Below are 21,027 nucleotides of genomic sequence, written 5' to 3'. Positions count from 1 at the left end.
GGTCTATGAGCGTCGCACCAAGCGTCGATCCCCACACGAACACGAACCCTGGCACCTTCACCGTTCGAGAGGCCCGAGCGGACGAATTCGCCGCCATCGGGGCACTCACGGTTCGATCGTTCGATTCGGGCGGGCACGGCAATGAGCCATGGCGCGAGTCCCGCCGGGCAGCCGAACTCGACGTCGCCGCCCGCAGCGAAGCCGGGACCGTGCTCGTCGCCGTCGCGGACGAACCCGAGCACGGCGCTCCCGAGATCCTTGGAACCTCGACGCTGCTGCGCGCCGGCACCGAACCGGCGCGTCTCGCCCGCGGTGACGAGGCGGAGCTGCGCTTCACCGCCGTCGCCCCCGAAGCTCGCGGCGCGGGGGTCGCAGACGCGCTTGTCCACGCCGCTCTCGACCTCGCCCGGCGGAGCGGTGCCCGCGCGGCAGTGCTCGATGTCGGCGTCTCGAACTCGCAGGCGCGGCGGCTGGCGGAACGAGTCGGTTTCTCGCGGGTCAAGGGGCGCGACACTGACGATGAGACGTTCGGAGCCGAGCTCGCCTACCGCTACGACCTCACGCAGACCGAAGGCGTTCGCCTCCGCCTGGTTCGGCACGACGAGGTCGAGCTGGTCGGGCGCCTCACCGAGCGCGCGTACAGCAACGACTACGTGGTCACGGCGAGCTACGCCGAGGACCTGCGGGACGCCGCGAGCCGAGCCAGTGAAGACGAGGTCTGGGTCGCCGAGGACATCGCGACCGGAACGATCCTCGGATCCGTCTGGACGCCACGACCAGGGCAGCGGATCTCGCAGCTCGCAAGGCAGGGCGAGCTCGACTTCAGGATGCTCGCCGTAGCCCCCGAGGCGCGCGGGCGCGGCATCGGACAGACGCTCGCGGGCCACGTCATCGCCCTCGGGCGGGATCGGGGAGCGTCGCGGGTCGTCATGAACAGTGGCCCGGAGATGCTCGGCGCCCACCGCCTGTACGAGCGGCTCGGCTTCGTGCACCTCACCGACCGGGAGGGGCCCAAGGAGGTCGCCCCCGGCGTCGTCGTACATCTCTACGCGTTCGGCTACGACCTGCAGGCCTCCCCAGCTCTGGAGATCTGACGCTCCTAGACTGCTGAGGCAGGATCTCTCAGCCACAGCCAAGAGGAGCGGACCATGCCGCGGTACGAGCACTTCGATGAAGGCGACGACGCGTGAGCGCCGCAGCTGAGTTCGGGCCCCACGACCTCTCCGGCAGGCGCTACCTGATCACGGGCGCGTCGACGGGGCTCGGCTTCTTCACGGCGAAGAGCCTGGCTGCCCGCGGCGCGAACGTCGTCATCACGGGACGAAGCGCCGCGAGGCTCGAGGCTGCGGCCGCAGCCATGGGACGACCCGAGCTCGTCACGACCCTCGCCTTCGATATCGCGGAGCTCGAGGCGATCCGCGGCGCGGCGTCCACACTCATCGGCGACCCGTCGTCAGCTGCGTCCGGGTTCGACGGTCTTGTCCTCAACGCCGGAGTCGTGCATCCGCCGACCGAGCGGGAAGAGACGAGCGACGTCATCGAACGGGTCTTCGCCACGAACGCGCTCGGCCACTTCGCCCTCCTGAGCCACCTCTCAGTGGGGGCCGCGCTCCGTGAGGGTGCCGCCCTCGTGTGGCTCGGCAGCATCGCGCCCGCGCTCACGAGGGCACACCTCGAGGATGTGCAGCTGCGCGGCGGCTACACGTCCTGGAACGCCTACGCGCAGTCGAAGCTCGCGACGCAGGTGCTCGCGATCGAGGGGGACCGTCGAGCGCGCGCCGCTGGCGGGCACGTGCGCAGCCTCGTCGCGCATCCCGGCTACTCGACGGGCGGTCTCACCCCGACGATCCCGGGCGTCCACGAACCGTCGCTCGGCAAGCGCACCCTGGACAGCCTCCTCGCCTTCGCGGCGCAAGGCAAGCACGAGGGTGCCCTCTGCCAGCTCAGGGCCGTCACCGACCCGCAGCTGGCAGGCGGGGAGACGATCGTCCCCGCCCACCTCACGCGGGGAATGCCCGTTATCGGCACCTCGCACTGGCGCAGCTACGACCCCGAGCTGGGGGAGAAGCTCTGGGCCTACTGCGCCTCGTTGGCGGGCGCAGCGCCCGACTTCTCGGCGATCTCAGCGCGAACCTGATCCATGTCGACGTTCTCGAGGGCCTCGATGAGCTTCTCGACCCCCGCGAGCGGCATGGCCCCGGCCTCGCGGTAGAGCAGCACGCCGTCGCGGAACGCCATCAGCGTCGGGATCGACGTGATCTGCAGGCCGGCGGACAGCTCCTGGTTGTTCTCTGTGTCGACCTTCGCGAACGTGATGTCCTCGTGGCGCTCCGAAGCGGCGGAGTAGATGGGACCGAACTGGCGGCAGGGGCCGCACCATTCGGCCCAGAAGTCGATGAGCACGATGCCCTCGGAGGCAACCGTGTCCTTGAACGTCTCGGTGGTGATGTCGATGGTTGGCATGCGTCTCCTGTCTCTGGGCGTACGGGGAGCACAACGCGCCCCGCCCGCCGGCTATTCCTCACGTGGCGCGCAACGGCCCGACAAGGGGCGTAGCATCCACCCTCGTGGAAACAGTCTCCCGCCCCTGGCCCGCCCTCTGGGCCCTCGTCATCGGCTTCTTCATGATCCTGGTCGACTCGACGATCGTCTCCATCGCGAACCCGGCCATCCTCAGGGATCTCCAGACCGACATCACCGCCGTCATCTGGGTGACCAGCGCGTACCTGCTCAGCTACGCCGTGCCGCTGCTCATCACCGGTCGCCTCGGCGACCGCTTCGGCCCGAAGCGCATCTACCTCATCGGCCTCGTCGTCTTCACCCTCGCATCACTCTGGTGCGGCTTCTCGGGTGACATCGGGATGCTCATCGCGGCGCGTGCCGTGCAGGGCCTCGGCGCCGCTCTCATGACCCCGCAGACCATGTCGGTCATCACTCGGATCTTCGCGCCGGACAAGCGAGGTGCCGCCATGGGGCTCTGGGGTGCGGTCGCCGGAGTCGCCACCCTCGTCGGCCCTATCCTCGGAGGGTTCCTCGTCGACGGCCTCGGCTGGGAGTGGATCTTCTTCGTCAACGTGCCCGTCGGAGTCGTCGCGTTCATCCTGGCCTGGCGTCTCGTGCCCGATCTCGAGACCAAGGCGCACTCGTTCGACTGGCTGGGCGTGGTGCTCAGCGCTGTGGGTCTCTTCCTGCTCGTGTTCGGCATCCAGGAAGGCGAGACGTTCGACTGGGGGCAGATCGTCGGACCCATCTCCGTGTGGGGACTCATCGTCTCCGGAGTGGTCGTGCTCGTCGGCTTCGTCGTCTGGCAGCGCTTCAACCGCAAGGAGCCGCTCCTGCCGCTCGGGCTCTTCCGCGACAGGAACTTCACGGTCGCGAACCTCGGCATCTCGGTGCTGGGCCTCGCGATCGTCTCCATGCCGCTCCCGATCGCGTTCTACTTCCAGACGGCGCGCGCACTCGAGCCGACGCAGGCGGCCCTCATGCTGGTTCCCATGGCCGTCGTGTCCGGGGTCATGGCGCCGTTCGTGGGCCGCCTCACCGACCGCACCGAGCCACGCTGGATCGCGTTCGCGGGATTCCTCATCGTGGCTGCCGCGCTCGGGTGGATGTCGCTGCTCATGACGGCCGACACGCCGCTCTGGCAGCTGCTCATCCCACCCGCCTTCCTCGGCCTCGGGATGTCCGGCCTCTGGGCACCGCTCGCGACGAGCGCTACGCGGAACCTGCCTCCCGCACTCGCTGGAGCGGGATCCGGCGTCTACAACATGACCCGCCAGGTCGGCTCGGTGCTCGGGTCGGCCGCGATCGCCGCCCTCATCAGCTCGCGCCTCGCGGCCGAGCTGCCCGGCATGCCGGCGGATGCCGCAGAGCAGAGCAGCGGCGCGCTGCCGCCCGCGGTCGCCGAGGGGTTCTCCGCGGCCCTGGGGCAGTCGCTGCTGCTGCCGATCGCCGCCTTCCTCGCGGGAGCGGTCGTCGTGCTGTTCTTCGAGAAGCCAAGGGCAGCGGCACCCGGCAGCTCCGCCGAGCCTGCGCAGACCCACGAGCAGGCCTAGCTCGTGACGAAGCCGGCCGCCGCGAGTGCGGCGACCGGCTTCGTCGAGGTGCTGGGGAGTTCGCCAGCTACGGGGTGAACGGTCCGAAGACCTGTGTCCACTCGTAGACGTCGGTCTGGCGGATGACGCCGACTGCGGCGAAGGGGTCGGCGGGGAGGAGCTCCCGCAGGGACGCCTCGTCGTCGCTCTCCCAGAGGAGCAGCGCGCCCGAGTGGGGAGCGGCCCAAGGGCCAGAGGCCTTCAGGAGGCCCGCGTCCTTCTGCTCGCCGAGCCAGGCCCGGTGCGCGGGGCGGTGCTCGTCGCGGGTGTCGGCTGAATCGTCTGCGTAGTGGTAGATCGTGGCGAAGAGAGGCACGGAGGCTCCTAGTTCCGGTCGGGGCTGGTCGGGTCGGTCGGCTCGTCGCTCGGCCGCTGGAAGCTGACTTCCTCCCACTCGGTCACCGTCGGCGCCTCGAACTCGTCGTCGCTCGCCGCGGCTTCCGCAGTCGCGATGAGGCGAGTGTCGTCGTCGTCGGCTGAGAGCAGGGGCGCCGCCGTCTCGTGGGCGTCGATGCTGGCCTCGGTGTCGAAGGCGGAATCGGCGACGGTCTCGGCGAGCAGCGCGTCCTCGGTCCGCGTCGCCTCGTCGGCGTCGCCGAAGTCGTCACCGCTCTGCTCCATGATGACGGGGGCGCTGCCAGGACGGAGCTCGGTTCCATCCTCGACGAGGCTCGTCTCCGTGCCGTTCTCGGGCATGCGCCCCGGAACCTCGTAGTGCACGTACAGCGCGTCCTCCTCGGCAGGGCTGAGGTTCTGGTCGACCTCCGTGCTGGGAGCGCTCGTCACGAGTGACTTCGAGTAGGGCACGAGGATGCGCTTCTCGTCCAGTTCCGCGACATCGAGCGGGATGAAGAACTCCTTGGTGCCGAAGAGGCCCGTCTTCACCGTGACCCAGTTGGGGTCGCGCGTCTGGTCGTCGAGGTACACCTGGCCGACACGGCCGATCCGCTCGTCGCCCGGGCCGAAGACGGTCGCCTGGAAGATGCGGGTGAGCTTCGCCTCGTGGGCCTTGAGCTGGGCGGCTGCGCTGCTCTCGCCGCTCACGTGGCCGGTGCCGGCGGCAAGTGAGTCCGAGGTTTCGTCGGTGTCCTGGGGCGGCTCGATGGGGTCGTCTGCGAGGTCCCCGATCGTGTCGCCCGGAGCCAGGTCCTCGTCGGGGACACCCGCGGCCTCGATGCGCGTGGTGTCCTCGTCGCGCGGCTCGAAATCGGGGTCGAACTTGGTGTTCGTGTCGTCGGCAGCCATGCTGTGCTCCTCGGTCAACGTGGATGTGGCGGGCCATCCGTGCCCACGTGCGCACGAACGACCTGCACAAGACTAGCGATTGCAGCGGTGCGCTGGCCGAATCGGCGCTACGAGGCGGGCTCGGCGGGCACGCGGCCTCCGGCGTCCGGTGCCGCGGAAGCCGGCTGTGCGGCAGCGGCGGCAGCGGCCGACGCCTCCGCCCGGCGGGCCGCTCGGGCAGCCGAGGAGCGCATGCTGAGGCGCACGATGACCCAGGCCGCGGCGCCGAGCAGGGCGAGGAGCGCGAGACCGGGGAGCGCGAAGCCCAGCGCGGTCCAGAATGAGGCGAACCCGCGCAGCAGTGCCGCCATGCCGTCCTGCAGGCCCGCGAGGAAGCCAGCGGGCTCCTCCCCGGGAGACGGGGCATCGCTCGAGATGGAGATGGAGACGGTCGAGTACGCGATGCTCTCCTCGAGTACCTCGAGCTGCGCGCGGAGGCTCTGCAGCTCGCTCGTGCGCTCGGTCAGCGTCGTCTCGATCGCGAGGAGGTCGTCGACCTCCGTGGCCGAGGAGAGCATCCCTCGCAGCGAGGTCACTGACGCTTCGAGGGTCGAGACGCGTGAGGACATGTCCGTCTTCTGCAGTGTGACGTCGACGGCGGAGGTCTCGACGGAGACCACCTCTCCGACCTCGCGCAGCTCGGTGATGAACGCGTCGTAGTCTGCTGCCGGCACCCGCGCGGTCAGCTGCGCTGAGATGGAGTCGCCCCCCGTCTCCGATCGGGCGTCGATGCGCCCGTCGCGTGCTTCCACGAGGGCCTCCACCTGCGTGCGGGCCCCGGGCACGTCGCCCGTCTGGATCCCCACGTAGCCCGTCGTGACCACGTCCCGATTCTCCTGCGTGGCGCCAGCGGCCGCCTCCGGGGCACCCGCGGAGTCCTGCGCGACGCCCTGCGGCGCCGATTCGGACTGCGACTCGGTCGAGGACATGCCGCTCGCGCATCCGGAGAGCAGGAGCGCACTGAGGGCGAGGGCGGTCGCGGCGCCGAGCCGCCGGAATGTGGTGCGCATAGGAGTCATGCAAGCACCTGGCGGCGCTCGGCGTGCTCCGAGTTCCCCCAGAGATCGACTGCGGGCGCGCGATCAGAAGAACAGGTCTGGGTCCTTGCCGGTGCGTTCGCCGGACTCGAGGGCGGCGATGACGGTGAGGTCGTCGGCGTCGAGCGCGAAGTCGAAGACCTCGAGGTTCGAGGCGAGTCGCTCGCGGTGCACCGACTTCGGGATGACGACGTTGCCGAGGTCCAGCTGCCAGCGCAGCACGACCTGGGCGACCGTCTTGCCGTGCTTGTCGGCCAGGGCGAGGAGCGCCGGCTCGTCGAGCAGCGTGCCCCGTGCGAGCGGCGACCACGCCTCCGTGAGGATGCCGTGCGCTCGGTTGTACGCGCGGGTCTCGACCTGCGGCAGGCGAGGATGCAGCTCGATCTGGTTGACGGCCGGCACGGTCTCGGTCTCGGCCGCGAGGCGATCGAGGTGGTGTCCTTTGAAGTTCGAGACGCCGATGGATCGGGCACGCCCCTCGCCATGGAGCCGCTCGAGCGCTCGCCAGGTCTCGACGTACCTGCCCTGCGCCGGGGCAGGCCAGTGGATGAGGTAGAGGTCGACGTAGTCGAGGCCGAGCTTCTCGAGGCTCTCGTCGAAGGAGGTGAGCGTCTCCTCGAAGCCGTGTCGGTCGTGCCAGACCTTCGTCGCCACGAAGAGCTCCTCGCGGGGAGCCCCGCTCTCGCGGATGCCGCGGCCGACGCCCGCCTCGTTGTCGTAGAACGCCGCCGTGTCGAGGTGTCGGTAGCCCAGGTCGATGGCATCCACCACGACCCTGGTCGCCTCGAGGTCCGGGACCTTGTAGACGCCGAGACCGAGTTGGGGGATCTGGATGCCGTCGTTCATGGTCAGGCTGGGGGTGAGCGGCGAGGTCATCTGGGCCTTTCGGTCGGCGTTCTGAGCACCGGGAGCGGCATCAGGAAGGGGCGTTCAGGACGTTCATGGGCTCGGTGTCGGGTCGCGGCGCGATGTCGGCACCACGCAGGTCCGGGATATGCCCGCGCCAGAGGAGGGCGACGACTGCGCCCGCGAGGGCGAACGCGGCGCTCACCAGGAAGCCGCCGAGGGAACCAGCCAGGTCGTTCGCGATGCCGGCGAGCGCGGACCCAGCCGCGGCGCCGATGAGCTGCCCCGTCGCCATCCAGCCGTACGACTCGGCGCTCTCGCTGAAGCGGACGCTCGAGGAGACCGCGGAGAAGCTGCCGGAGAAGACGGGCGCGATGCCGAGGCCGCTCACGAAGAATGCGGCGCCGAGCCAGACCGGGTTCGTCGAGATCAGCGCGAGGCCGATGCCGAGGAACACGATCCCCATGCGGCGCGCGAGGGAGAGGGGCGCAAGCGGCAGGTGCCCGAAGGCGAGGCCGCCGACGAGGGAGCCCACGGCGAAGACGGCGAGCAGGATGCCGGTCTCCGCGCGCTCGTGGCCGAACTCCGCCACGACGGCGGCCTCGATGGCGGCGCAGGCACCGACGAGGAGGGCGCCCGTCACGGACATGAGGACGACGACCGGGTTGCGCAGCACCGCCCCCGCTCTGCGTCGCGACTTCGGGATGCGCACCTTGCCCACCTCGGGGGCTGCCACGAACCAGAGGCCACCGATGAGGGTGATGCCGGCACCGACGAGGATGCCGGCTGCTGGCGAGATCGCGAACGCGACGGCGGTCGTGGCGACGGGCCCGATCACCCAGATGACCTCCTGGAGGGAGGCGTCGAGCGAGAAGAGGCGCGACAGCTGCGATGCGGTGACGACCTTGGGGTAGATCGTCCGGACGGCGGGGGAGACGGGAGGGATGCTGAGCCCAGCCAGCACCGCGAGGATCGCCGCCTGCCAGAGCACCGGTGGCCAGAGCGCGAGCGCCGTGAGCGAGAGCGAGCACGCGATCATCGTGAAGATCAGCACGGGCCTCATGCCCCAGACGGTCATGAGGCGCCCGGCGACCGGGCCCGAGACCGCCTGGCCGATGCTCAGGGCGGCGAGGACCACGCCGGCGGAGGTGAAGTTGTCGTAGGTGTCCTCGACGTGCATGAGGATCGCGAGCGAGAGCATGCCGGCGGGGAACCTGGCGACGAGCTGCGAGAGCAGGAGTCGTGTCAGGCCTGGGGTTCTGAGTACAGTCGCGTAGTTCGTCACAGCGCCGACAATCGTACGCCTCGGACGAGGAATGTCGGTGGTTGGGGACAGACTGTGCACAACCGCCGGAAAACGGTGGAGAAACGCCGGAAACTGGGGCATTTTCTGTGGAGGACTTGTGGAGAACTACACGGTTGTAACACCCTATCTAGTGGTGGTAGCCTCATCGAGCACAAGATGTAGTGGCCGCGGGAAACTGCGACACAACGGGGGTTCATCCACCTGGCACCGCGTGAGACTGCTCCGGCAGGGCCGCGAGAGACCGGGCGAGACGCTTTCAACACACTGCACGAATAGCACTCCCCAAGCACTTAGGAACCAGGAGAAAACCATGGCAATCGCCGTCTACAGCAAGCCGTCATGCGTGCAGTGCACCGCCACCTACCGTGCCCTCGACAAGCAGGGCATCGAGTACGAGATCTTCGACGTCTCCGCAGACGAGAAGGCGCTGCAGACCGTCAAGGAGCTCGGCTACATGCAGGCTCCCGTCGTCATCGCGGGCGACGACCACTGGTCGGGCTTCCGCCCCGACAAGATCAGCCAGCTGGCTGCTCTCGCAACGGCCTAGCCGTCGCACCGGGCGACGCTCACTGCGCTGATCGTCGTTCACCGCTCTGAGCGCTCGCATCTCGAAACGCGACTCATGACGCGCATCAAGGTATGACGCGGATGAAGAAGGGACTGCACCCATGACCGGGCTCATCTACTTCTCGAGCGTCTCCGAGAACACGCGCCGCTTCGTCGAGAAGCTCGACCGGCCAGCGAGCCGCATCCCGCTCTTCCCGAGCGAACCCCAGCTTGTCGCGGACGAGCCCTACGTGCTCATCCTCCCCACCTACGGCGGGGGAGATGGGCGCGGGGCCGTCCCCAAGCAGGTCATCAGATTCCTCAACGAGCCACGCAACCGCGAGCTCCTCCGCGGCGTCATCGCCGGCGGAAACACGAACTTCGGCAAAGGCTACGGCCTCGCCGCCGACATCATCTCCTCGAAGTGCGGCGTACCCACGCTGTATCGCTTCGAACTCTTCGGCACGCCAGACGACGTCGCCGCAGTCAACTCTGGATTGGACAGGTTTTGGCAGCAACAACCGCTCTCGACGACGCAAGTGTCATCACGATGAACGCACCAACCGCGGCGAACACGCTCGACTACCACTCGCTCAACGCGATGCTCAACCTGTACGACGAGAACGGCCAGATCCAGTTCGACAAGGATCGCGAAGCCGCTCACCAGTACTTCATCCAGCACGTCAACCAGAACACGGTGTTCTTCCACGACCTGGAAGAGCGCCTCGAGTACCTCGTCGAGAACGAGTACTACGAGCCCGAGACCCTGGCGATGTACGCGCACTCCTTCATCGAGGGGCTCCGCAACCGCCTCTACGCGAAGAAGTTCCGCTTCCCGACCTTCCTCGGCGCCTTCAAGTTCTACACCTCGTACGCGCTCAAGACGTTCGACGGCAAGCGCTACCTCGAGCGCTTCGAGGACCGCGTGCTCATGGTCGCGCTCGGCCTGGCGCAGGGCGACGAGACCCTCGCCACGTCGCTCGCCGACGAGATGATCGCCGGGCGCTTCCAGCCCGCGACCCCGACGTTCCTCAACACGGGCAAGAAGCAGCGAGGCGAGCTCGTCTCCTGCTTCCTCCTCCGCATCGAGGACAACATGGAGTCGATCGGCCGCTCCATCAACTCCGCCCTGCAGCTCTCGAAGCGCGGAGGCGGCGTCGCCTTCAACCTGTCGAACATCCGCGAGTCGGGTGCGCCGATCAAGCAGATCCAGAACCAGTCCTCGGGAATCATCCCGATCATGAAGCTGCTGGAAGACTCCTTCTCCTACGCGAACCAGCTCGGCGCGCGTCAGGGTGCTGGAGCCGTGTACCTCAACGTGCACCACCCCGACATCATGCGGTTCCTCGACACCAAGCGCGAGAACGCCGACGAGAAGATCCGCATCAAGACGCTGTCGCTCGGCGTCGTCGTCCCGGACATCACGTTCGACCTCGCCAAGCGCGGCGAAGACATGTACCTCTTCTCCCCGTACGACGTCGAGCGCGTCTACGGCAAGCCGTTCGGCGACATCTCCGTCACGGAGAAGTACTACGAGATGGTCGACGACGCACGCATCCAGAAGACGAAGATCAGCGCACGCCAGCTGTTCCAGACCCTTGCCGAGATCCAGTTCGAGTCCGGATACCCGTACATCATGTACGAGGACACGGTGAACCGTGCGAACCCCATTGAGGGCCGCATCAACATGTCGAATCTGTGCTCGGAGATCCTCCAGGTCAACTCGCCGACGACGTACACCGACGACCTCGGCTACGAGACCATCGGCAACGACATCTCCTGCAACCTCGGGTCGATGAACATCGCCGCCGCCATGGACTCGCGCAACCTCGCGACGGCCGTCGAGACCGCGATCCGCGGCCTCACCGCCGTCAGCGACATGAGCCACATCGCGTCGGTACCCTCCATCGCGAAGGGCAACGACGAGTCGCACGCCATCGGCCTCGGCCAGATGAACCTGCACGGCTTCCTCGGCCGCGAGCGCATCTTCTACGGTTCCGAAGAGGCTCTCGACTTCACGAACATCTACTTCTACACGGTCGTGTTCCACGCGATCCGCGCCTCGAACCTCATCGCGACCGAGCGTGGCAAGTCCTTCGCGGGCTTCGAGCGCTCCACCTACGCGACGGGCGAGTTCTTCGACAAGTACGTCGACGTCGAGTGGGCTCCCAAGACGGAGCGCGTCCGCGAGCTCTTCGAGGGTATGCACATCCCGACGCAGGCCGACTGGGCCGAGCTGCGCGAGCTCGTGCAGAAGCACGGCATGTACAACCGCAACCTGCAGGCGGTTCCGCCGACCGGTTCGATCAGCTACATCAACCACTCGACGTCGTCGATCCACCCGATCGCGTCGAAGATCGAGATCCGCAAGGAAGGCAAGCTCGGCCGCGTCTACTACCCGGCGCCCTACCTCTCGAACGACAACCTCGAGTACTTCGAGGACGCCTACGAGATCGGCTACGAGAAGATCATCGACACCTACGCCGAGGCGACGCAGCACGTCGACCAGGGCCTGTCGCTGACGCTTTTCTTCAAGGACACGGCGACGACCCGCGACATCAACCGCGCGCAGATCTACGCGTGGAAGAAGGGCATCAAGACGATCTACTACATTCGTCTTCGCCAGCTCGCGCTCGAGGGCACCGAGGTCGACGGCTGCGTCAGCTGCATGCTGTAGGCCCCTCCCTGCTTTCGAGTCAGCCCTGCTTTCGAGTGAGGCCTGCCTCCGGGTGAGCTGCCCGACCATTCCCGCACGAACGCGACAGAAAAGAACTCCACGCACATGAACCCGCAGGCCGAGACGAGCCACCTTCTCGAGAAGGTCCAGGCGATCAACTGGAACCGCATCCCAGACGAGAAAGATGTCGAGGTCTGGAACCGACTCGTCAACAACTTCTGGCTCCCCGAGAAGGTGCCGCTGTCGAACGACGTGCAGTCGTGGAACACGCTCACGCCTGCAGAGCAGACGCTCACCATGCGCGTCTTCACGGGGCTCACGCTGCTCGACACGATCCAGGGAACCGTGGGCGCGGTCAGCCTCATCCCCGACTCGCTGACGCCGCACGAGGAGGCCGTCTACACGAACATCGCGTTCATGGAGTCGGTGCACGCCAAGAGCTACTCGTCGATCTTCTCGACCCTCTCGAGCACGCCGCAGATCGACGACGCGTTCCGCTGGTCGACGGAGAACGAGAACCTGCAGCGCAAGGCGCAGATCGTCATGAACTACTACCACGGCAACGACCCGCTCAAGCGGAAGATCGCGTCGACGCTGCTGGAGTCGTTCCTGTTCTACTCGGGCTTCTACCTGCCCATGTACTGGTCGAGCCACGCCAAGCTCACCAACACGGCCGACCTCATCCGCCTCATCATCCGCGACGAGGCAGTGCACGGCTACTACATCGGCTACAAGTACCAGAAGGGCCTCGAGCTGGTCGACGAGGCCAAGCGCCAGGAGCTCAAGGACTACACGTTCGAGCTGCTCTTCGAGCTCTACGAGAACGAAGTGCAGTACACGCACGACCTGTACGACGAAGTCGGCCTCGCCGAGGACGTCAAGAAGTTCCTGCACTACAACGCTAACAAGGCGCTCATGAACCTCGGGTACGAGCCCATGTTCCCCTCGAGCGTCACCGACGTGAACCCGGCGATCCTGTCGGCGCTCTCGCCGAACGCCGACGAGAACCACGACTTCTTCTCCGGGTCGGGCTCCTCCTACGTCATCGGCAAGGCCGTCAACACGGAAGACGAGGACTGGGACTTCTAAGCCCAGCTCTCTCCACCACGCGCCACCCCCCCCGAGGCGGTGCCGACCAGGACTCCTGGTGGGCACCGCCTCGAGGCGTCTCCGGCGACACCCCCCGCCGAGCAGCGCTCTGCGCCCGGCGGGCAAACCGCTGCCCGCAAGGTCGGGAGCGGACTTCTGGTCGCTTCCGCTGCGTTGTGACGACCACAACACAGCCCTCGACCTTGGCAGCCCTGCCCGGTGCGGAGTCAGGGGCATTCTCGTCCTGGTGTGTAGGAGCCAATTCCTGCCACGATCCAAGCGCCGAGCGCTACGCTCAGCCTGCGGCACTCCGCCGCGCGGGCTGCGCAACGATGCGCCGAAGACGATCGAGGAGACCCCATGGGACACGACAAGAACGAAGAGCTGCGCGAAGAGCACGAGCATCAGGAAGAGCACCGCCAGGAACGTCGCGACGAGAAGTTCGAGACCGGCGACGGCGCCGTCGACGACGAGGGATCGCAGGACCGCCGACGCCAAGACGGCATCAGCGACCTCGCCTGACCGCTGAGCCCGGCACGCCACGAGTCGCGTGCCGGGCACCCGGCGGGACGAGCGATGGGCGAACGCCTCCCAACACCGCAGGAGAAGCCATGATCGACAGCGACGTCGACACCACGTCCGATGACGGACGAGACGAGACCCCCAACGAACGCTCGGACCGCAACTGGAGCGAGCTCATGCAGGAGTTCCGCGTGCTGCAGACCGGCACGCAGATCATGGCCGGTTTCCTGCTGACGCTGCCGTTCCAGCAGCGCTTCACGGAGCTCGGGCCGTTCGATCACGTGCTCTACCTGTGCCTCGTCATCTTCGCCGTCCTCGTCACGCTCCTCGCGCTCGCGCCCGTCATGCTGCATCGCATCCTGTTCGGCGAAGGGGCGAAAGCGCAGCTCGTCCACGCCGCCAGCGTCATCCTCATCCTCTGCCTCATCGCAGCGTCACTGCTCTTCGTGGGCATCGTGCTCTTCGTGTTCGACTTCGTCGTCTCGCCGACCGCCGGAATCTGGGCAGGCGGAGCCGTGGCCGTGCTCGTGGTGCTCCTCTGGACGGTCGGCCCCAGGCTCCTCAGGAACGCGCGCGACCGAGCGGCTCACGCCTCACCGACGCCGAACGCATCGAAGACCTGAGCCGGCACCTCGGGGGTCCGGGCGTCGTACAGGTAGCTCTCGACGACGGCAGCCGCATCCGCTTTCTCGCCTGCGCCTGCGCCTGCACCTGCACCTGCAGACACGGTCAGCACGCTGAACACGCTCAGCCCCGGCTCCGCGACGTAGGGGAGTGGCTCGCCGGCCGCTCCGAGCCGAGGGGCACGCGTCGGCACGATGGGGTCGAGGCCGCCCGCGTCACCCTGCGCCACTGCATCGTGCGCGTTCCACCGGAACGACGGGCGCGTTCGACGGCGGCCGCTGCTCTGATCGAATGCCCCGTGTGTGCTCCCAGCGTGCGACGTCTCGAGGTACTGCACGCCCGCCGCTGAGGCGAACCTCGACCACAGGTGCGAGTGCCCGCCGATGACGAGGTCGACGCGCGCAGCTTCGAAGAGCGGTGCGATGTCGCGCAGCAGGATGCTCTCGGCCAACGGGTAGTCGTAGCGCACGCCGGTCAGCTCACCGAGTCCGTCGCGCTCCTCGAGGCGAACGGGATGCGCGAAGTGCGGCATCGCGTTCACGCCGATGCTGTGCGGGCTCTCGTGCATGACGACCACGCGCAGCCTCGCCTCCGTGAAGGCGGGGCTCGCGAGCTCGCGGCGCAGCCACTCGTACTGCGGGCTCCCGGCCTGCAGGTCGTCGACGATGTGCGACCCGTAGCGCTGAGCCAGCGGATCCTCGAGCGCGTGCGCGGCCTCCTGGTAGCGGCTCGACACGAGGCGAGCGGCGGGGTCGTCGTCGGCCCGGTCGGAGCGCCACACCCGCGTCGCGCTCAGGGCGACGATGCGCACCCCGCCGAAGGTGACCGCGTAGAAGCGGGAGCCGGACGGCGAGGGGAACAGGGTCTCGTAGTTCGAGAGGCTCAGACCGTCGTCGGACACGCGCACGGGCAATGCGCCCTCGAAGGACTCCGAGAGCGTCCGCCCAGGCTCTCGCCTGCCCTGGACCTCGTGGTTGCCGACCACCGAGAAGATCGGCGTGCTCGGCAGGATGTCTCGCATGGACGGGAAGAACGCGGAGCCGCGAGCGTCGTCGAACCACTCCGAGGCGCGGTCGGGGACATTCACGAAGTCGCCCGCGTACAGCACGGCGTCGAAGGGGCCAGCGGCTTCGCTCGCATGCCGCATGGCTACCGGGACGGGAGCGCCGAGCTGGTGGTCGCTCGTCAGCAGCAGACGCAGGAGCGGGGCGTCCGCGGGCGGAGCTGCGGAGAGGCGTGCGACCCGGGAAGCGGCGGCACCGCTCACGACCCGATACGCGCAGCCGACTCCGGGCTCCAGGCCCGAGGCTCGAGCCGACTGGCGCCACACCTCACGCATGACCGTCGTCTCCGTCTCGAGTGCGTTCCGGAGGTCCTCGAGCCCGGCGGGGAGGAAGCTCTCGCGGTCCTCCGCCATCGCGGACAGTCGAACGCCAGCGGATCTCGTCACCTGAGCGCCCGGCAGCGAGCTCGCGAGCGCAGGGTCCCTCAGCTCCTCGACCGACAGCTCCGCGAGACGCTCGCCGAGCTCGATCGGCACGACGATGAGGCGGGAGTCGCGAGCCTCCCCGTCCGTCACCCAGGCGACCTCCACGCCCGAAGCGTCGGGCAGCACCAGATACGGCTCGCACAGCAAGCTGACGTCGTTCTCGTCCCGCATCGTTCCGCCCTCCGCCGACCCCGGCCGCAGATCCGGCCCAGCCAAGCGTAATCACGAGGGCGTCTCCCGCCGCGCCCTCGAGGCCCAAGACGCCATCGCGAAAACATCACAAGGCGAACACGATCTGCGGATGCTGTCATACAGCAGACTCCCAGCCAGGTAGCGTTGCGCTCACAATTCGGTTGCTGCGATCTGCGGCTGCTGACAGACCGGCAGAAGCGGGGGCTGCGCCGGGTACCGCCAGGTTCCAACGCTCCTCCAGAAACTGCCCTGGCCGAGGAGCACGATGCGAACTTCGCTCACCTCACTCCTGCAACGAGTCGCAGACTCACGAAACCAAGTCCTGTCCGTCATCGCGGTCGCACTGCTGCTGCTGTTGACCGGTGGAGCCATCGCGGGAACCGCGCAAGCGGCCACGATCGGCAAGAGCGCGGTCGAGGGACAGACCTACACGATCGCCACCGACACCACGTGGGCGCCGTTCGAGTTCGAGATCGACGGCGAGCTCCGCGGGATCGACATGGACCTGATCAACGCCATCGCGGAAGATCAGGGCTTCAACGTCGAGATCAAGTCGCTCGGCTTCGACGGCGCGCTGCAGGCAGTGCAGACCAACGCCGTCGACGGCATGATCGCCGGAATGTCGATCACCGACGAGCGGAAGGGCACGTTCGACTTCTCGAACCCCTACTTCGACTCCGGCATCCAGATGGCCGTCGCCAAGAGCAACAACGACGTCACCAGCTACGAAGACCTCGAGGGCAAGACCGTCGCCGCGAAGAACGGCACGGAGGGCTTCACCTTCGCCGAGACGCTCGGCAAGGAGATCGGCTTCACCGTCACGGGCTTCCAGGACGCGTCCGACGCGTTCAACGACGTCACGAGCGGCAACTCGGTCGCAGTCTTCGACGACTTCCCGATCCTCCAGTACGGCATCGAGACCGGCGAGATCAACCTCAAGACGGTCACCGAGCCCGAGCGCGCCTCCTCCTATGGCTTCGCCGTCAACAAGGGCCAGAACGCGGAACTCCGCGAGGCCTTCAACGACGGACTCAAGAACGTCGTCGAGAACGGCACCTACCAGGGCATCCTCGACGAGTACCTCGGAGACGGCGCACCGGATGCGACCAAGATCTCCGGCGGCGTCGTCACCCTCGGCAACGAGGTCATCGAGGACGACGGCCCCGGAACGCTGCCCAAGAACCCGCTCTTCGCCGTCGACACGCCCAAGGACAAGGGCTCGTACGTCATCGCGACGGACAACACCTACGCGCCCTTCGAGTTCGAGCAGAACGGCGAACTCCTCGGCATCGACATGGACCTCATCCGTGCCATCGCCGCGAACCAGGGCTTCGAGATCGACATCAAGCCGCTGGGCTTCGACGCCGCTCTCCAGGCCGTGCAGTCCGGCCAGGCGGACGGCATCATCGCCGGCATGACCATCACCGACGAGCGCAAGCAGGTCTTCGACTTCTCGGAGCCCTACTTCACCTCGGGCGTGCAGATGGCCGTCAAGGACGGCGACACCAGCATCACCGGCTACGAGGACCTCGCCGGCAAGAACGTGGCCGTCAAGACCGGCACGGTCGGCGCAACCACCGCCGAGGAGCTGTCCTCCGAATACGGCTTCACGATCCGCACGTTCTCCGACACCGCAGACATGATCGCGGAGGTGCAGACGGGCAACTCCGTCGCGCTCTTCGAGGACTTCCCGGTGCTGCAGTACGGCATCCAGCAGGGCAACGGCCTCATGACCGTGACCGACCCCATCGAGGGCGGCGAGTACGGCTTCGCGGTCCTCAAGGGCCAGAACCCCGAGCTCCTCGAACTCTTCGACGCTGGCCTCGCCAACGCCGAGGACACGGGCGTGCTCGCGACGATCAGCGACCGCTACCTCGGCAGCGAGGAGGAGACGGGCCAGCTCGGCTTCTTCGAGCTCGTCGTCGCCGCCTTCCCGTCGCTCATGGTCGGCCTCGGCTACACGCTGCTCGCCACCGCCCTGTCGCTCGTCTTCGCGATGATCCTGGGCCTCGCGTTCGGCTTCCTGAAGATCTCGAAGAACGTGCTGCTGCGCGGCATCGCCTCCACGTACGTGAACATCTTCCGAGGCACCCCGGTGCTGGTGCAGGCGTTCTTCTTCTACTTCGGCGTGCCAGCCGTGACGGGCATCTCGCTCGACGCGCTCACCGCCGGTGTGATCACGCTGAGCCTCAACGCCGGTGCGTACATCACGGAGACGGTGCGCTCCGGCATCCAGTCGGTCGACCCCGGCCAGATGGAAGCGGCGCGCTCGCTCGGCCTGACCCGCGGCAAGTCGATGCGCCGGGTCGTGCTGCCGCAGGCGTTCAAGATCATGACGCCGTCGCTCATCAACCAGTTCATCATCACGCTGAAGGACACCTCGCTGCTGTCCGTCCTCGGCTTCGCTGAGCTCACCTACCAGGGCCGCATCGTCATCGCCTCGACCTTCCGGTCGTTCGAGATCTGGCTCGTCGTCGGCGTGCTCTACTTCATCGTCATCTACCTGCTGACGGTCCTCTCCAACTACGTCGACAAGAGGTTCAACAAATGAGTGACGTGAACAACTCAGCGTCGGATGCATCAGCCGTGGAGCAGACGCCATTCACCGGTCGCTTCGACGCGGTCAACTCCGGCCAGCCGCGCGTGCGAGTCGTCGAGATGCACAAGTCCTTCGGACCCGTGGAGGTGCTCAAGGGCATCGACCTCGAGATCGCGAACGGCGAGGTCATCGCGATCATCGGCCCGTCCGGCTCCGGGAAGTCGACGCTGCTCCGCTGCCTGAACCGCCTCGAAGAGGTCACGAAGGGGCACGTCTTCGTCGACGACGACGACATCACCGCCCCGAAGACGAACCTCGACAAGGTTCGGCAGCGCATCGGCATGGTGTTCCAGCACTTCAACCTCTTCCCGCACATGACGGTGCTCGAGAACGTGACGCTGGCGCCCCGCGAGATCAAGGGCGTCACGAAGGATGCGGCCAACAAGCGCGGCGAGGAGCTGCTGCGCCGAGTGGGCCTCGACCACCTCATGGACCGCCGCCCCTCGCAGCTGTCCGGCGGCCAGAAGCAGCGCGTGGCGATCGCCCGGGCGCTCGCCATGGACCCGGAGATCATGCTCTTCGACGAGGCGACGAGCGCCCTCGACCCCGAGATGGTGGGCGAAGTGCTCCAGGTCATCCGCGACCTCGCCAAGTCGGGCATGACGATGGCCCTCGTCACCCACGAGATGGGCTTCGCGCGCGAAGTCGCCGACCGTGTCGTGTTCATGGCCGACGGCAAGATCGTCGAGACGGGCACTCCCGACGAGCTCTTCGGGAACCCGAAGGAGCCGCGCACGCAGGACTTCCTCGGCAAGGTCCTCTAGCTGTACATCTGACAGCGACCGCGCTCACCGGCGCTCGACGACGACGTGCCCCCTGTCCAGCGGACAGGGGGCACGCCGCATCCACTAGCCTGTCGTGGTGACGCTCAACGATGCACCCACAGAGGCCCAGTTCGCGAAGGACACCACCCCAGGATCCGAATGGTGGCGCTCAGCCGTCATCTACCAGGTCTACCCGCGCTCCTTCGCAGACGGGAGCGGCGACGGCATCGGCGACCTCGAGGGCGTCACGGCGCACATCCCGGACCTCGCCGACCTCGGGATCGACGCCATCTGGCTCTCCCCGTTCTACCCGTCGCCCCTCAACGACGCCGGCTACGACGTCGCCGACTACTGCGACGTCGACCCCGTCTTCGGCACCCTCGACGAGTTCGACCGGATGCTCGAGGCGGCCCACGAGCGGGGTATCCGCATCATCGTCGACATCGTCCCCAACCACTCCTCGTCGGAGCACGCCTGGTTCAAGGCCGCGCTCGCCGCCGGCCCCGGCAGCCCGGAGCGTGCGCGCTACCTGTTCCGCGAGGGCAAGGGCGAGCACGGCGAGCTGCCGCCGAACAACTGGCAGTCGCTCTTCGGAGGGCCGGCATGGACGCGTCTCACCGAAGCAGACGGCACGCCCGGCCAGTGGTACCTGCACCTGTTCGACTCCACGCAGCCCGACTTCGACTGGTCGAACCCGGTTGTGCACCGCGACTTCGAGGACATCCTTCGCTTCTGGCTCGACCGCGGCGTCGACGGCTTCCGCATCGACGTGGCCCACGGCCTCGCGAAGGAGGACGGCCTGCCGGACTACATCCCCGTCGAGAGCGACCTGCCCATCGTCGGCGACCCCCGCACCCCGTACCTCGGCCAGGAGGCGGTGCACGAGATCTTCCGCGCCTGGCACCTCGTCGCCGCCGAGTACGACGGCGACCGCGTGCTGTGTGGCGAGGCGTGGCTGCCGAGCGTCGAGGAGATGGCCGAGTGGGTTCGGCCCGGCCAGCTGCACCAGACCTTCAACTTCGCCTACCTGCGCGCGCCGTGGGATGCGGACGGCCAGAAGGAGGTCGTGACCCGGTCGCTCGCCGCGTTCGCCGCATCCGGTGCGCCGAGCACCTGGGTGCTCTCGAACCACGACACGGTGCGCCACGCGACCCGCCTCGCCCTGACCGAGCCGAACGCGCACGGAGCCGGCGTCGGCCCGAAGACCCCCGGCCAGCCGGACCCCGTGGTCGGCGAGCGGCGCGCACGAGCCGCGACGGCGCTCATGCTCGGGCTGCCGGGCTCCAGCTACCTGTACCAGGGCGAGGAGCTCGGCCTGCCCGACGTCATCGACCTCGCGGACGAGGCGCGGCAGGACCCGATCTTCATCCGCTCCGAGGGTGAGCTGTACGGCCGCGACGGCTGCCGGGTGCCGATTCCGTGGGAGGCCGATGGCGGCAGCTACGGCTTCAGCGCGACGGGAGAGTCGTGGCTTCCGCAGCCGGAGCTGTGGGCGGAGCTCGCGCGCAGCGAGCAGGTGCACGACCCCTCCTCGACCCTGAACCTGTACCGCTCCCTGCTGGCGCTGCGCCGCGAGCACGACCTCGGCATGGGGGATGCCCGCTTCGCGTGGGTCGACGGCTTCGGCGACGAGGTGCTCGCGTACCGCAACGGCGACGTCACGGTGATCACCAACTTCGGCGCTCAGCCGGTTGCGCTGCCGGAGGGGCTCCGAATGCTCGCCCGCAGCGAGGTGGCGCACGTCGAGGACGCAGGTCTCCTGACGACCGATACGACGGTCTGGCTGGCCGACGCCGAGTAGCCGCCGGGCGTGCACGCGGGGAGGCCGTGGGGCCAGTCAGGGATACAGAACAGGTGAATGCTACGACTGTTCGCTGACCCAGAACACAGCCAACTGTGGATGCGCGGGAGCACACTCGAAGGAGCAACCGGTGACCACCGGCCGCGCACTCTGAGAG

The 21,027-nt window shown here is 67.7% G+C and carries 19 protein-coding genes; 12 read left to right on the top strand and 7 right to left on the bottom strand.

What is annotated here, in order from left to right:
* The first annotated feature begins 5 nt into the window (after nucleotides 1-5).
* Nucleotides 6-1,094: a GNAT family N-acetyltransferase gene (locus C5B99_RS10920; protein ID WP_181064989.1), complete on the top strand. Its 1,089-nt coding sequence runs from the start codon at nucleotides 6-8 to the stop codon at nucleotides 1,092-1,094.
* Nucleotides 1,095-1,186: 92 nt separating this feature from the next.
* Nucleotides 1,187-2,137, top strand: a complete 951-nt coding sequence (locus tag C5B99_RS10915; RefSeq protein WP_104241788.1) for an SDR family NAD(P)-dependent oxidoreductase — start codon at nucleotides 1,187-1,189, stop codon at nucleotides 2,135-2,137.
* Here the strand turns inward: C5B99_RS10915 and trxA are convergent.
* Nucleotides 2,077-2,463, bottom strand: a complete 387-nt coding sequence (trxA, locus tag C5B99_RS10910) for a thioredoxin (RefSeq protein ID WP_104241786.1) — start codon at nucleotides 2,461-2,463, stop codon at nucleotides 2,077-2,079. The two genes, C5B99_RS10915 and trxA, sit on opposite strands and share 61 nt — an antisense overlap.
* A 104-nt stretch (nucleotides 2,464-2,567) precedes the next feature.
* Here trxA and C5B99_RS10905 point away from each other — a divergent pair, with 104 nt between their 5' ends.
* On the top strand, nucleotides 2,568-4,055 hold the full coding sequence (locus tag C5B99_RS10905; protein WP_104241784.1) for an MDR family MFS transporter: 1,488 nt from the start codon (nucleotides 2,568-2,570) through the stop codon (nucleotides 4,053-4,055).
* Between the two features lie 67 nt (nucleotides 4,056-4,122).
* Here C5B99_RS10905 and C5B99_RS10900 read toward each other — a convergent pair whose 3' ends face one another.
* From C5B99_RS10900 to C5B99_RS10880, 5 genes are all read right to left on the bottom strand, one after another.
* The gene (locus C5B99_RS10900) at nucleotides 4,123-4,410 is read right to left on the bottom strand and encodes a YciI family protein (protein WP_104241782.1); all 288 of its coding nucleotides are present in this window, start codon (nucleotides 4,408-4,410) and stop codon (nucleotides 4,123-4,125) included.
* Nucleotides 4,411-4,418: 8 nt separating this feature from the next.
* Nucleotides 4,419-5,339 (bottom strand): PRC-barrel domain-containing protein, encoded by a 921-nt coding sequence (locus tag C5B99_RS10895; protein WP_104241780.1) that lies wholly within the window; start codon nucleotides 5,337-5,339, stop codon nucleotides 4,419-4,421.
* Nucleotides 5,340-5,446: 107 nt separating this feature from the next.
* Nucleotides 5,447-6,388, bottom strand: a complete 942-nt coding sequence (locus C5B99_RS10890; RefSeq protein ID WP_181064988.1) for a DUF4349 domain-containing protein — start codon at nucleotides 6,386-6,388, stop codon at nucleotides 5,447-5,449.
* Between the two features lie 72 nt (nucleotides 6,389-6,460).
* Nucleotides 6,461-7,291, bottom strand: coding sequence for an aldo/keto reductase (locus tag C5B99_RS10885; protein WP_104241775.1), 831 nt, complete (start codon nucleotides 7,289-7,291; stop codon nucleotides 6,461-6,463).
* A 40-nt stretch (nucleotides 7,292-7,331) separates the two neighbouring features.
* A complete protein-coding gene (locus tag C5B99_RS10880) occupies nucleotides 7,332-8,546 on the bottom strand; it encodes an MFS transporter (protein ID WP_104241773.1) in 1,215 nt (404 codons plus the stop codon).
* 331 nt (nucleotides 8,547-8,877) lie between these two features.
* On the opposite strand from C5B99_RS10880, the gene nrdH reads away from it, so the two are divergent.
* The 6 genes from nrdH to C5B99_RS10855 all read left to right on the top strand — a co-directional run bounded on the left by nrdH (nucleotide 8,878) and on the right by C5B99_RS10855 (nucleotide 14,024).
* On the top strand, nucleotides 8,878-9,114 hold the full coding sequence (gene nrdH / locus C5B99_RS10875) for a glutaredoxin-like protein NrdH (protein WP_068478736.1): 237 nt from the start codon (nucleotides 8,878-8,880) through the stop codon (nucleotides 9,112-9,114).
* Between the two features lie 121 nt (nucleotides 9,115-9,235).
* Nucleotides 9,236-9,667, top strand: a complete 432-nt coding sequence (nrdI, locus tag C5B99_RS10870; RefSeq protein WP_104241771.1) for a class Ib ribonucleoside-diphosphate reductase assembly flavoprotein NrdI — start codon at nucleotides 9,236-9,238, stop codon at nucleotides 9,665-9,667.
* Nucleotides 9,664-11,790, top strand: coding sequence for a class 1b ribonucleoside-diphosphate reductase subunit alpha (nrdE, locus tag C5B99_RS10865; RefSeq protein WP_104241769.1), 2,127 nt, complete (start codon nucleotides 9,664-9,666; stop codon nucleotides 11,788-11,790). The genes nrdI and nrdE overlap by 4 nt, the downstream gene beginning before the upstream one ends.
* A 105-nt stretch (nucleotides 11,791-11,895) precedes the next feature.
* Nucleotides 11,896-12,879, top strand: coding sequence for a class 1b ribonucleoside-diphosphate reductase subunit beta (gene nrdF / locus C5B99_RS10860; protein ID WP_104241767.1), 984 nt, complete (start codon nucleotides 11,896-11,898; stop codon nucleotides 12,877-12,879).
* A 360-nt stretch (nucleotides 12,880-13,239) separates the two neighbouring features.
* Nucleotides 13,240-13,401 carry a hypothetical protein gene (locus C5B99_RS19295; RefSeq protein WP_160073323.1) on the top strand — a complete coding sequence of 54 codons (162 nt, stop codon included), beginning with the start codon at nucleotides 13,240-13,242 and terminating at the stop codon, nucleotides 13,399-13,401.
* Between the two features lie 89 nt (nucleotides 13,402-13,490).
* Nucleotides 13,491-14,024, top strand: a complete 534-nt coding sequence (locus C5B99_RS10855) for a DUF6328 family protein (RefSeq protein WP_104241765.1) — start codon at nucleotides 13,491-13,493, stop codon at nucleotides 14,022-14,024.
* On the opposite strand, the gene C5B99_RS10850 is transcribed toward C5B99_RS10855, so the two are convergent.
* A complete protein-coding gene (locus tag C5B99_RS10850) occupies nucleotides 13,988-15,685 on the bottom strand; it encodes a metallophosphoesterase (RefSeq protein WP_104241763.1) in 1,698 nt (565 codons plus the stop codon). The genes C5B99_RS10855 and C5B99_RS10850 overlap by 37 nt on opposite strands.
* 286 nt (nucleotides 15,686-15,971) lie before the next feature.
* On the opposite strand from C5B99_RS10850, the gene C5B99_RS10845 reads away from it, so the two are divergent.
* From C5B99_RS10845 to C5B99_RS10835, 3 genes are all read left to right on the top strand, one after another.
* A complete protein-coding gene (locus C5B99_RS10845; protein WP_104241761.1) occupies nucleotides 15,972-18,257 on the top strand; it encodes an amino acid ABC transporter substrate-binding protein/permease in 2,286 nt (761 codons plus the stop codon).
* 107 nt (nucleotides 18,258-18,364) lie between these two features.
* Complete coding sequence (locus C5B99_RS10840) at nucleotides 18,365-19,069, top strand: amino acid ABC transporter ATP-binding protein (protein ID WP_181057946.1); 705 nt, start codon at nucleotides 18,365-18,367, stop codon at nucleotides 19,067-19,069.
* Nucleotides 19,070-19,166: 97 nt separating this feature from the next.
* Nucleotides 19,167-20,870, top strand: coding sequence for a glycoside hydrolase family 13 protein (locus tag C5B99_RS10835; protein ID WP_258063149.1), 1,704 nt, complete (start codon nucleotides 19,167-19,169; stop codon nucleotides 20,868-20,870).
* Nucleotides 20,871-21,027: the final 157 nt, after the last annotated feature.

Source organism: Pseudoclavibacter sp. Z016, assembly GCF_002931215.1.
Taxonomy (GTDB): domain Bacteria; phylum Actinomycetota; class Actinomycetes; order Actinomycetales; family Microbacteriaceae; genus Pseudoclavibacter.
The sequence above is the reverse complement of the archived record's forward strand: the minus strand, read 5'-3'. Positions and strand labels throughout refer to the sequence as shown.

What these genes read in the sequence shown, in the direction of transcription:
- C5B99_RS10850 (WP_104241763.1), bottom strand. Translation starts at nt 15,685, where the DNA reads ATGCGGGACGAGAACGACGTCAGCTTGCTGTGCGAGCCGTATCTGGTG.
- nrdF (WP_104241767.1), top strand. Translation starts at nt 11,896, where the DNA reads ATGAACCCGCAGGCCGAGACGAGCCACCTTCTCGAGAAGGTCCAGGCG.
- C5B99_RS10845 (WP_104241761.1), top strand. Translation starts at nt 15,972, where the DNA reads ATGCGAACTTCGCTCACCTCACTCCTGCAACGAGTCGCAGACTCACGA.
- C5B99_RS10890 (WP_181064988.1), bottom strand. Translation starts at nt 6,388, where the DNA reads ATGCGCACCACATTCCGGCGGCTCGGCGCCGCGACCGCCCTCGCCCTC.
- C5B99_RS10840 (WP_181057946.1), top strand. Translation starts at nt 18,365, where the DNA reads ATGCACAAGTCCTTCGGACCCGTGGAGGTGCTCAAGGGCATCGACCTC.
- C5B99_RS10855 (WP_104241765.1), top strand. Translation starts at nt 13,491, where the DNA reads ATGATCGACAGCGACGTCGACACCACGTCCGATGACGGACGAGACGAG.
- C5B99_RS10895 (WP_104241780.1), bottom strand. Translation starts at nt 5,339, where the DNA reads ATGGCTGCCGACGACACGAACACCAAGTTCGACCCCGATTTCGAGCCG.
- nrdE (WP_104241769.1), top strand. Translation starts at nt 9,664, where the DNA reads ATGAACGCACCAACCGCGGCGAACACGCTCGACTACCACTCGCTCAAC.
- nrdI (WP_104241771.1), top strand. Translation starts at nt 9,236, where the DNA reads ATGACCGGGCTCATCTACTTCTCGAGCGTCTCCGAGAACACGCGCCGC.
- nrdH (WP_068478736.1), top strand. Translation starts at nt 8,878, where the DNA reads ATGGCAATCGCCGTCTACAGCAAGCCGTCATGCGTGCAGTGCACCGCC.
- C5B99_RS10885 (WP_104241775.1), bottom strand. Translation starts at nt 7,291, where the DNA reads ATGACCTCGCCGCTCACCCCCAGCCTGACCATGAACGACGGCATCCAG.
- C5B99_RS10920 (WP_181064989.1), top strand. Translation starts at nt 6, where the DNA reads ATGAGCGTCGCACCAAGCGTCGATCCCCACACGAACACGAACCCTGGC.
- C5B99_RS19295 (WP_160073323.1), top strand. Translation starts at nt 13,240, where the DNA reads ATGGGACACGACAAGAACGAAGAGCTGCGCGAAGAGCACGAGCATCAG.
- trxA (WP_104241786.1), bottom strand. Translation starts at nt 2,463, where the DNA reads ATGCCAACCATCGACATCACCACCGAGACGTTCAAGGACACGGTTGCC.